General features: G+C 74.1%; 7 protein-coding genes. 5 read left to right on the top strand and 2 right to left on the bottom strand.

Annotated features, from left to right (window positions below; all coding sequences use genetic code 11):
* Nucleotides 1-94: 94 nt before the first annotated feature.
* Both ACWEVN_RS26925 and ACWEVN_RS26920 read right to left on the bottom strand, forming a co-directional pair.
* A complete protein-coding gene (locus ACWEVN_RS26925) occupies nucleotides 95-607 on the bottom strand; it encodes a VOC family protein (protein WP_452053145.1) in 513 nt (170 codons plus the stop codon).
* A gap of 72 nt (nucleotides 608-679) precedes the next feature.
* The gene (locus tag ACWEVN_RS26920; protein WP_452053144.1) at nucleotides 680-2,146 is read right to left on the bottom strand and encodes an FAD-dependent monooxygenase; all 1,467 of its coding nucleotides are present in this window, start codon (nucleotides 2,144-2,146) and stop codon (nucleotides 680-682) included.
* 224 nt (nucleotides 2,147-2,370) lie between these two features.
* Between ACWEVN_RS26920 and ACWEVN_RS26915 the strand changes: the two genes are divergently transcribed.
* The 5 genes from ACWEVN_RS26915 (at nucleotide 2,371) to ACWEVN_RS26895 (ending at nucleotide 7,204) form a co-directional block, all read left to right on the top strand.
* Nucleotides 2,371-3,813: an ankyrin repeat domain-containing protein gene (locus tag ACWEVN_RS26915; RefSeq protein ID WP_449683662.1), complete on the top strand. Its 1,443-nt coding sequence runs from the start codon at nucleotides 2,371-2,373 to the stop codon at nucleotides 3,811-3,813.
* Nucleotides 3,814-3,843: 30 nt separating this feature from the next.
* Nucleotides 3,844-4,152: a muconolactone Delta-isomerase gene (locus tag ACWEVN_RS26910; protein ID WP_033262363.1), complete on the top strand. Its 309-nt coding sequence runs from the start codon at nucleotides 3,844-3,846 to the stop codon at nucleotides 4,150-4,152.
* Between the two features lie 75 nt (nucleotides 4,153-4,227).
* The gene (locus tag ACWEVN_RS26905) at nucleotides 4,228-5,409 is read left to right on the top strand and encodes a hypothetical protein (RefSeq protein ID WP_452053143.1); all 1,182 of its coding nucleotides are present in this window, start codon (nucleotides 4,228-4,230) and stop codon (nucleotides 5,407-5,409) included.
* Nucleotides 5,406-6,374: a methyltransferase gene (locus tag ACWEVN_RS26900; protein WP_452053142.1), complete on the top strand. Its 969-nt coding sequence runs from the start codon at nucleotides 5,406-5,408 to the stop codon at nucleotides 6,372-6,374. The genes ACWEVN_RS26905 and ACWEVN_RS26900 overlap by 4 nt, the downstream gene beginning before the upstream one ends.
* A complete protein-coding gene (locus tag ACWEVN_RS26895) occupies nucleotides 6,371-7,204 on the top strand; it encodes an alpha/beta hydrolase (RefSeq protein ID WP_452053141.1) in 834 nt (277 codons plus the stop codon). The genes ACWEVN_RS26900 and ACWEVN_RS26895 overlap by 4 nt, the downstream gene beginning before the upstream one ends.
* The last annotated feature ends 8 nt before the right edge of the window (nucleotides 7,205-7,212 follow it).

Genomic DNA, 7,212 nt, shown 5'->3' with positions numbered 1-7,212 from the left:
TGTCTCAATCACCCCGGCCCGGTGGTGTTGTTTGGGGTGGCCGCTGGTGGGGGGGGGGCCCCGGGCCCGCCCCCGCCCGCTTCTCGTCGTGCCGCTACGCCGAAGCGCCGGCGGCCGCGGCGGTGCGGTCGATCGCCACCACCGGGCTGAGCTGCTGGTACAGCTCGATCAGCTCGCCGCCGGGGCCGCGGACGAACGCGACCCGGACCTCCATCTCCGGCTCCCCGTTGATGAACACCTGGGTCGGCGCGCCGTCCCAGTCCTCGATCGGGAAGGCGGCGCCGCCGGCGGACAGGCACTTCGTGTACGCCTCGTCGACGTCGTCGACGATCAGCGCGATGTGCTGCAGCGGACCGGAAATCGACGTGACGTCGTCGCGGCCGCCGGGGAACAGCTCGATGTAGGTGTGGCCGTCCAGCTCGATGTAGACGCCCCGGTCGCAGTAGAGCACCTGACCGGTGTCGCTGGTCGTCTTGGACCACTCGTACGTCTTCGCGAAGCCGAGCCCGTCGCGGTAGAACCGCAGGGATTCGTCGACGTCCTTGCAGAGGATCGCGACGTGCATCAGCGTGGCCGAGCCGGGCGGGCGGGACCAGGGTGCCGACATGGGACTACCTCCTCGGTTGGGTACTGCCTTCACGGGTGGTGCGGACCGGGGACCCGGGACCGGGTACCGGGATCAGGAGCGCCGCAGCCAGGCGGCGAGCCCGGCGGGCAGGGTCGCGGCGGCCTCGGCGTCCGCCGTCAGCGCGACGTAGCCGTCGGGGCGGACGAGCGTGGCGTGGGTGGCGTCGCCGTCCGGGAGCACGGTGATCGGCGTGACGCTCGCTTCGGCGGCCTCCTTGACCGCGACGGCGTCGGCGGCGGGCGGGATGACCAGCGTCCAGCCGATGCCGGGGGCCATCCCGCGCCGGGGGGCCACGCGCCGCCCCGGGCCGGGCGAGTGCGGGCCCTCGGCGCCGCCGTAGCCGATGTGCAGGCCGGCCAGCCGGGTGGCGAGCCACGCGCGGAACGCCGGCAGCTGGGCGACCGAGTCGAGCACCTCGTTGCGCAGCCCGATGCTCGCCGGGTTCGTCTGCGTCGAGATCTCGGTGAGCGTGCCGGTGAACCCGAGCACCCCGGCGGCGACCGGCCGCCGCTCGGCGTCGTAGGTGTCCAGCAGGGCGGGCGCGGCGGTGCCGTCGAGCACCGCGCCCAGCTTCCAGGCGAGGTTCAGCGCGTCCTGGACGCCGGTGTTGAGGCCCTGTCCGCCGACCGGGCTGTGCACGTGCCCGGCGTCGCCGACGAGGAACACCGGGCCCTGCCGGAAGGTGTCGGCCAGCCGCTCGTGCACCCGCCAGTTCGAAGCCATCTTGACCTCGCGCACCCGGCCGCCCGCGGCACCCGGGCCGCGCGTGTCGATGACCTCCTGGACGTCCTCGCGGGTGGGCACGCCGGCGTCGTCGCCGACCAGCGCCACCACGCGGTACAAGTCGCCGGGGATCTTCGCCACCGCGCCGAGCCCGCGCGGGGAGAAGTAGAACGTGACGACCTCGTCCTCCGGGCCGTGCCAGTCCATGGTGACCTCGGCCAGCATGAAGGTCTGCGGCCGCGCGCCGCCGGGGAAGGCGACGCCGATCCGGTCGCGGACGGTGCTGTGGATGCCGTCGGCGCCGACCACGTACCGGGCGTCGATCGCCCGCACGACCCCGTCGGAGTCCACAATGGACGCCGTGCTGCCCGGGAAGGTGTCCCGCAGGTCGAGCAGCGACGTGGTGCGGTGCACGGTGCCGCCCAGCGCGGCGTAGCGCTCGGCGAGCACCTCCTCGGTGGTCATCTGCGGGATGCTCAGCGCGTACGGGTAGGGCGTGTCCAGCTCCGCGAACGGGATGGACAGCAGCACCTTTTCCGCGTCGCGGACGGTGAACGTGCGGCCCGGGATGGACCGGGCCACCAGCTCGTCGGCGACGCCGATGGCGGCCAGCGACTCCAGCGTGCGCACGTGCACCGCCGACGCCCGCGAGTGCGCCGCGGGCCCGGGCGCGCGGTCGATGACGACGTGGTCGATCCCGAGCGTGCGCAGCGCGCAGCCCATCGTCAGGCCCACCGGCCCGGCGCCGACGACGAGCACGTCGGTGGAGCGGGGTAGTTCTGGGGACAGGGACATGGCGAAACCCTCCTGCGCTCACCCGGCCGCCGCGGTGGACGGCGGCCCCTCCAGCGTCGAGTGCGGATCCGTTGGCGGGCAAGGCCGAATGCACGGAGTAGCCCGACCGGCGTGACTTGGGATAGTGCGCGGCGGCGCCTTGCCCGGCGCGGCGGCGGCGCGGTGTGCTGGGGAGCGGAAAGGCCCGGCACACCACAGTAGACACAACGGCCTAAGGATCTCTCATGGCGGACAGCACAAGCACCCGCGCGGTGGTCACGCAATTGTTTTCCGACGTCGCGGCGGGCAACGTCGAGGGCGTGCTCGCCGCGCTCTCCCCGGCGATCGTCTTCGACCTGCCCGGCAACGAGTTCAACACGATCGTGCCCAACCTGCGCGTGTGGCGGGGCAAGGACGAGGTGCTGGAGGCGTTCCGGCTGCGCACGCTCTACGCCGACGTCACCGAGTTCGAGCAGCGGCAGATGGTCGTCGAGGGCGACCGCGCATTCGTCGTCAACCACCAGAAGCTCAAGCACCACCGGACCGGGATGGAGGTGGACTTCGAGTTCGCGATGGTGCTGACCGTCGGCGACGACGGCCTGGTGACGCACTGGCGCGCGTTCTTCGACGCCAGCCCGGAAATCGCGCTGTTCCGCTCCGACATCGACGAGCGGCTGCTCGCCGCGGTCCGCGCCGGCGACCGGGAGGAGGCCGGGCGGCTCGTCCGCGACGGCGCCGACCCGAACCGCCGCGACCCCGCCACCGGGCTGACGACGTTCCTGGTGGCCGCCGGGCTCGGGAACGCCGGCGTGGTGCGCGAGCTGGTCGACGCGGGCGCCGACGTGTTCACCACCGACAGCCGCGGCGGCGCGACCGCGTTGCACAAGGCGGTTCAGCGCGGCGATCTGGCGACCGTGCGGGTGCTCGTGGACGCGGGCGCGTTCGTGGACGCGGTGGCCGCGACCACCGGCCACACGCCGCTGATGGACGCGCTCTGGTACAAGTGGCCGCACATCGCCCGGTTCCTGCTGGAGCTCGGCGCGGGCGTCAACCTCTCGACGCACTACGGCTTCTCGATGAAGGAGCACTTCGAGTACGAGCTGAACGTCAACAAGCTCGGCAAGGAGAAGCTGCTCGAAGCCGAGCAGGCGCTGAAGGACCGCGCGAAGTCCGACGAGGACGCGGTGGCGGCGCAGGAGCTGATGGCCGCGGTGACCGCGAACGACGTCGAGCGGGTGCGGTCGCTGATCGCCTCCGGCGCCGACGTCGACGCGCGGTACCCGGTCCTCAACGGCTTCAACGACCAGCACACCCCGTTGCTGGTCGCCGCGCGCGACGGGCACGCCGAGATCGCCGGGCTGCTGCTGCGCGGCGGCGCCGACGTCAACGCGACCGAGCCGACGTTCGGGGCGAGCCCGCTGCACAAGGCCGTCTACAACGGACACGCGACGATCACCTCGGCGCTGGCTTCGGCCCCGGGCGCCGACCTGGACTACCAGGGCGCGACCAACGGCTACACCGCGTTGCACGACGCGCTCTGGCACGGCTACGACGACTGCGCGTCGATCCTGCTCGACGCCGGCGCCCGGGTGGACGTCGAGGGGCACGACGGCAAGACCGCGCTCGACATCGCCGCCGAGGTGTTCGGCCCGGACCACCGCCTCACCGCCCGGATCCGGGCGCTCTGACCGATCCGGCCCCACGGAAGGGAAACGCCGATGTTGTTCTACGTGCAGATGAGATGGAACCACGAGGGCCGGATCACCCTCGACGAGCTGTGGGACGTCGAAGCCGACGAGGCCGAGCACGCCCAGGAGACCGTCGACTCCGGGTTCTGCGTCGGGATCTGGAAGGTCGCCGCGCAGAAGCGGGTGATCGCGATCATCGACTCCCCGGACGCCGAGGAGCTCGACCGGACCGCGCTCGGGCGGCTGCCGATGCGGGAGTACCTGGAGTTCGAAGCGGTCTGGCCGTTGCGGGACTACCTCGGGTTCGCCGAGGACGTCAAGAAGCGTTACCAGGTCTGAGAGAAGGCGGCGAGCACGGTGGTGGCAGCGAGCGACGGCGCCGGCCCGTGGCCCGGCGGGACCGGGGTGGGCGGCGTGAGCGAGGCCGCGGCGCGCGGGGGTGACCGGCGCGCGGCCGTCACGGCGGTGCACGCGTGGCTGGCCGCCGCCCGGGGCCCGATCGGGCCGGCCGAGGTGGCCCGGTTCCCGTTCGCCCCGGTGTTGCGCCACTACCGGGCGGCAGGCCGCACCTACGCCGGTGACGAGCTCGTCACCCTGCTGCGGACCGTCCACGGCAGACTGTCCGGGGGCGGCCGCGCGCGGCTCGCGTGGCCGCTGCCGGACTGGCTGCCGAGCACGGCCGACCAGGCGGGCGGCGGCTACGACGGCTACCTGGCCGTGCCGCTGCTGGACAGCCCGGCCGGCGCCGACCTGCCGCCGCACCGGGCGGCGGCGGACCTGCTGCGGGCCCTCTCCGCCGATCTGCTCGGGCTGGAGGTCCGTGCGCTCGGCCGCGAGCCGGGCCGGGTGCAGCGGCAGCGGGCCCGGGCGTGTCTCGGCGTCCTGGCGCGGCTGCGGGAGGTTCCGCTGCCGCCGCCGTCGGCCGACGAGGACCTCGCCGACCTGGCCGGGGCCTGGATCGCCGAGACGGCCGAGACGATCGCGCCGCGGGTGCGGGTGGTCACCGAGCTGTCGCTGCTGCCGATGACCCCGCTGCACGACGAGCAGATGTTCGTCCGCAGCCTGCAGCTGTTCGAGACGCTGTACCGCCGGATCGGCGACGCGCTGGCGGCGGCCCGGGACGCGCTCGTCCGCCTGGCGGTCGAGCGCGCCCGGGTGCTGGTCGCCGACGCGGCCCGGCTGCTGGCCCTTTCGCCCGCGCTCTACCGGGTGGTGACCACGATGCCGCCGGAGGTGTTCGCGGTGATCCGGGCGCACACCGGCGGCCGCAGCGCGATCCAGTCACGCGGCTTCCGCCGGATCGAGGCGGTGTGCGCCCCGCGGCCGGACATCGCCGCCGGAGTTCCGTTGCAGGACGCGGTGGTGCGGGCGGGTGAGCGGCTCGGAGGCGTCGCGACCGCCCGGCTGTGCGCGGACCTGGCGCGGCTGGACGAGGCGTGGTGCGCGATGAAGCGGACCCACTGGGGGATCACCAGGAAGATCATCGGCACGGTCCCGGGCACGGGCGGCACGACCGGGGCGGAGTACCTGCGCCGGGCGGCCGCGGTGCCGTTGTTCCCGGCGTTGTCCGCCCGGCCGCTGGAGGTGCCCGCGTGACCGGCTACGCCGACCTGCGGCGGAAGATCATGGGCGCGGTGGTGGCCCAGGCCATCCACGCGGTGACCGAGCTCGGCGTCGTCGACCGGCTCGCGGCCGGGCCCGCCACGGCGGCGGACCTGGCGGCGGACCTCGGCGCCGACGCCGACGCCCTGACGCGGTTCCTCCGGGCGCTTGCCGCGGAGGGACTGTTCACCGTGACGGCGGGGAAGTACGCGCTGACGCCGGCCGGGGAGCTGCTGCGGTCGGACGTCCCGGGCTCGCTGCGGCACCTGTCGAGGCTGATGACCGGCGAGGCGTACCGGGTCTGGGAGGAGGCGTCGCTGAGCCTGCGCACCGGCGGGCCGGCGTTCGAGCCGGTGTTCGGCGCGCCGCTGTTCGAGTGGCTCGCGGACCGGCCGGCGCGGCAGGCCGAGTTCGACCGGGCGCAGGCCGGGCTGGCCGGGATGCGCGCGCAGCCGCTGCTGGAGCGTTCGTGGGACGGTGTCCGGCACGTCGTCGACGTCGGAGGCGGCAACGGGATGCTGCTCGGCCTGCTGCTGGAGGCGCACCCGTGGGTGCGCGGGACGGTGTTCGACCGGCCCGGCGTGGTCTCGGACGCGGGGGTGCCGGAGCGGTGCCGCCGCGTCGAGGGCGACTTCTTCGTGTCGGTGCCGTCCGGCGGGGACGTCTACCTGCTGGCGCAGATCCTGCACGACTGGGACGACACCGAGGCGACGCGGATCCTGCGCAGCTGCCGCGCGGCGATGCCGGCGGACGGGCGGCTGCTCGTCCTGGAGCAGGTCATTCCGGAGGACGGTGGCCCGCATCCGGGGCACCTGCTGGACCTGCACATGCTGGTGCTGCTGGGCGGCCGCGAGCGCACGGAGGCCGCCTGGCGGCGGTTGCTGGCCGACGGCGGGTTCGAGGTCCGCGCGGTGACGTCCGGCGAGCGGGCGTCGGTGATCGAGGCGGTGCCGGCATGACGGCCCTCTCGCCCCGCGACCTGATGCCCGGCCGGCTGGTGCCCGACGTCGGGGAGTACCTGGGCGAGTACGCCGCCCGGACCTCCGCCGCGCGGGCCCGCGGCCACCGGACCCTGCGCTACGGCACCGCGAAGCCCGAGCTCCTCGACCTGTTCCCGCTCCCGGGCGCATCCCGGGCTCCCCTCATGGTGTTCGTGCACGGCGGCTTCTGGCAGGAGTCGGGCCGCCACCAGGCCGCGTTCACCGCCGGCGGCTTCCTCGACCGGGGCGTCGCGTTCGCGGCCCTCGGCTACGGGCTGGCGCCGGTGTACCGGCTCGGCGAGATGGTCGCGATGATCCGGCGGGCGATCCGCCTGCTGACGCACGTCGCGCCGGCGCTCGGCATCGAACCGGCGCGGATCCACCTGGCGGGCAGTTCGGCCGGCGCGCACCTGGCCGCGATGGCGCTCCTGCCCGGCGGTGCCCCGGTCGCCGGGGTGACGCTGCTCAGCGGCCTGTACGAGCTCGAGCCGCTGATCGGCTCGGCCGTCGACGATGCTCTGGGGCTCTCGGTGATCGAGGCGCGGGAGAACAGCCCGCTGGGCAAGCTTCCGCCGGCGTTGCCGCCCGTGATCCTCGCCCGCGGTGAACGCGAACCGGCCGAGTTCATCCGTCAGCACGACGCGATGGCGGCCTCCTTGACCGCGGCCGGCGCCGATGTCACCGACCTCGTCGGCGTCGGCCGCAACCACTTCGACCTGCCGTACGACCTCACGGATCCGGCCACACCGCTGGGGGCGGCGGTGGGGGAGCAGCTCGTGGCCGGGTGCCGGAAGGCCACTCTCACCTGAAAAGGCAC

This window comes from Amycolatopsis sp. NPDC003861 (assembly GCF_053605405.1).
The sequence above is the reverse complement of the archived record's forward strand: the minus strand, read 5'-3'. Positions and strand labels throughout refer to the sequence as shown.

Bases quoted from the DNA above. Each gene is read 5' to 3' on its own strand.
- ACWEVN_RS26925 (WP_452053145.1), bottom strand. From the start codon at position 607: ATGTCGGCACCCTGGTCCCGCCCGCCCGGCTCGGCCACGCTGATGCAC.
- ACWEVN_RS26920 (WP_452053144.1), bottom strand. From the start codon at position 2,146: ATGTCCCTGTCCCCAGAACTACCCCGCTCCACCGACGTGCTCGTCGTC.
- ACWEVN_RS26915 (WP_449683662.1), top strand. From the start codon at position 2,371: ATGGCGGACAGCACAAGCACCCGCGCGGTGGTCACGCAATTGTTTTCC.
- ACWEVN_RS26910 (WP_033262363.1), top strand. From the start codon at position 3,844: ATGTTGTTCTACGTGCAGATGAGATGGAACCACGAGGGCCGGATCACC.
- ACWEVN_RS26895 (WP_452053141.1), top strand. From the start codon at position 6,371: ATGACGGCCCTCTCGCCCCGCGACCTGATGCCCGGCCGGCTGGTGCCC.